The sequence below is a fragment of the Fusibacter sp. genome, from assembly GCF_057447755.1.
The window spans coordinates 1-2,684 of sequence record NZ_JBVBZF010000415.1; the positions used below are offsets into that span (position 1 = coordinate 1).

The 2,684-nt window shown below is 39.3% G+C and carries 4 protein-coding genes; 2 read left to right on the forward strand and 2 right to left on the reverse strand.

Features of this window, described 5'->3' with window-relative positions; all coding sequences use genetic code 11:
- Both AC220I_RS21020 and AC220I_RS21025 read left to right on the forward strand, forming a co-directional pair.
- Nucleotides 1-261 (forward strand): ArsR/SmtB family transcription factor (locus AC220I_RS21020; RefSeq protein WP_486725829.1); only part of this gene is annotated, 261 nt, incomplete at its 5' end.
- A gap of 103 nt (nucleotides 262-364) precedes the next feature.
- On the forward strand, nucleotides 365-1,360 hold the full coding sequence (locus AC220I_RS21025; protein WP_486725830.1) for a permease: 996 nt from the start codon (nucleotides 365-367) through the stop codon (nucleotides 1,358-1,360).
- 230 nt (nucleotides 1,361-1,590) lie between these two features.
- Here AC220I_RS21025 and AC220I_RS21030 read toward each other — a convergent pair whose 3' ends face one another.
- Both AC220I_RS21030 and AC220I_RS21035 read right to left on the reverse strand, forming a co-directional pair.
- Complete coding sequence (locus AC220I_RS21030) at nucleotides 1,591-2,268, reverse strand: thiamine diphosphokinase (RefSeq protein ID WP_486725831.1); 678 nt, start codon at nucleotides 2,266-2,268, stop codon at nucleotides 1,591-1,593.
- Nucleotides 2,265-2,684 (reverse strand): ribulose-phosphate 3-epimerase (locus AC220I_RS21035; protein ID WP_486725832.1); only part of this gene is annotated, 420 nt, incomplete at its 5' end. The genes AC220I_RS21035 and AC220I_RS21030, both read right to left, overlap by 4 nt.

Consider the following 2,684-nt stretch of genomic DNA (forward strand, 5'->3'; position numbering starts at 1 on the left):
GCATTGGTCGTGGACATATCAAAGGCATTGTCAAATCAAGCTCGCCTAGAGATCATTTTATTTATTGGTACGCATCGCGATTGTAACAACAGTGATTTGGTGAATCACCTCCCCCTTGCACAGTCCACAATATCTCAGCACCTAAAGGTACTTGAGCAAACAGGAATGATTATTACAACACCAGAAGGACAATCCACAAAGTATGCGCTAAACAGAGAAATACTCGAATCTTATCGGGCATTAATTACAATGCTATTATAGGTTGTGATCATTAAGCGCATCATTCAAGGACAAAATTTAGGCACCCCATGGGTGCTATTCTCAAAATCTATTTATCGTAAATATACGATTAAAAGGAGGCTTTATGAAAACGGAAGTCATCAGAGTCAGCATTTTTGTATTTGAACACCTCTTACATGTTTGGCCGCTTCTACTAGCAACGTTGCCACTGGCAGTCATTATAAGACAACTCAATATGAGTGAAAAACTCAGTAATTTACTAACGAAAAACATTTATCTTTCAATAACAATAGCAACCCTGATTGGTGCGATCTCTCCATTCTGCTCTTGCTCAGTCATCCCCATTATTTCAGCACTATTGATTGCTGGCATCCCACTTGCCCCTATAATGTCTTTCTGGATTGCATCACCCTCAATGGACCCTGAAATATTCTTTTTAAGCATTGCAAGTATTGGTATGCCACTTGCCGTTTCAAGACTCATTGCAACCTTAGTTATGAGCTTATCCGCAGGACTGATTACACACCTACTCCTCAAGAAACAATTTATAAAATCTGATTCCTTTTTAAAAATTGAACCTCAGACGTGCTCAGAGACTTCAGGATGTGACAGCTGTCCACCTCAATCTCAAGTGACTTGCTGTACGCTTTACACCGATGATTTTAAGATTGTGGACACTGCCCTTGCAATTAAGACCACTAAAGCATTTGAACTGGATTTCAGACGACTTGGTAAAGATAGTCTAGAAGCAATCCTATTGGTAACGCGTTTTCTAGTGATTGCTTATATTCTCGAAGCCATCATAAAATTTTATCTACCGCCAGAATTCATCAACTTACTGGTTGGCGGTAGCCCCCTAGTCTCAATTTTTAAAGCCAGTCTCGTGAGCATTCCCCTATACACAACTAACCTTTCAGCACTTGGCATCGTCGCAGGTCTCATGGACCACGGTATGTCTCAAGCAGCAGCGCTTTCATTTTTAATCGGTGGTGCTACGACGACTATTCCAGCCATGTCAGCCGTTTACGGCCTCGTTAAAAAGCCCATTTTTTTGTTATATCTCGGGTTTGCAGTGGCTGGATCGTTAATTTCAGGGATCGTGTTTGCCTTGGTCTTCTAAGACAAAAACTGGTTTTACCACATCTAACCGCTTTGAACATTCTTGCTTAAAGCGGGATGTAAACTAATGATCTATAAAAAAAGCAATCCGACATCACTTAAATCGGATTGCTTTTATCATATATTTTACTTTCATAGCCTTATAGATTTATAGATATAAAGCTTTATACTTCATAGCTTTATATTTCATAGCTTTATAGTTTACAGTTTGTAGCTTTATGGTTTGTAGCTTTATAGCTGATCTTTTGAAAAAATCATGAGTAGCTTACCACTTCTAAAGCTTATTTGAGCGGTCTCCTTGATAATTTCATTGCTAATGCCTACCGTCTCACCCATTTTTACCCTTGCCTCATTTAATGGGTATTTGAACCCTTTGAGGGTAATCCCCTCAGTTTCTTGAGTTATGGGAATAAATGAAACATACTTAAAATTCAAATCATCTGGATTTAATACATGCCTAATCGGACCTGTCAAAAGCTCCATTTGATTTCTATTATCAATCATGATAATTCGATTTTGCTCACTTGCATATCGATTTAGGAGAAAAATTGTACCCATCATATGATCTAGTCTTCCACCAAATGCGCCAACAACCAGTATAAGTTCACAATCCATTTGACTTAAAATTTCAAGGGCAAGTTCTGAATCAGTAAAGTCCTTCTCTGGTAAATATTCTATCCATTTAGCGTCAGGGTATTCTTGCTTAATCCCATCTGTATTCAGTATTGAATCAAAGTCTCCAATGATATGTGTCGGAACGACATCAAGTGCGCGCAAATGAGTCACCCCACCGTCTACACCAACTACAATATCAGGCGTAGAGGTCCCAAAAATCCTTTGAATTTGTTTCTTTAGGGTCTCATGTGATTGATATTCTCCATTGAGAACCACAAGCGCTGAGGGTCTCATTTTATCGCATCCCTGAAAGCCTGAACCGTATCCTTTATGCTTTCTGTATTGAAAATTGCAGAACCTGCTACAATGACATTTGCGCCAGCATCTACAACCTCTTTGACATTGTCGAGTTTGATGCCACCATCCACTTGAATATCAACATCAAGCCCCTTTTCATTGATCATGGCTCTTAGTCTCGATATTTTATCGGTCATCGTCTCAATGTAACTCTGACCACCAAAACCAGGATTGACAGACATGATTAGTACCATATCCACATATGGCAAGACCTCTTCAATGGCAGAAAGCGGTGTTCCTGGATTTAATGTCACACCTGATTTTATGCCATAGGATTTAATCAATTGAAGGGTTCTGTGAATGTGTGGGCATGCTTCTATATGAACATTTAAAAGGTCAGCGCCTGCTTTAAC

What these genes read in the sequence shown, in the direction of transcription:
- AC220I_RS21025 (WP_486725830.1), top strand. Translation starts at nt 365, where the DNA reads ATGAAAACGGAAGTCATCAGAGTCAGCATTTTTGTATTTGAACACCTC.
- AC220I_RS21030 (WP_486725831.1), bottom strand. Translation starts at nt 2,268, where the DNA reads ATGAGACCCTCAGCGCTTGTGGTTCTCAATGGAGAATATCAATCACAT.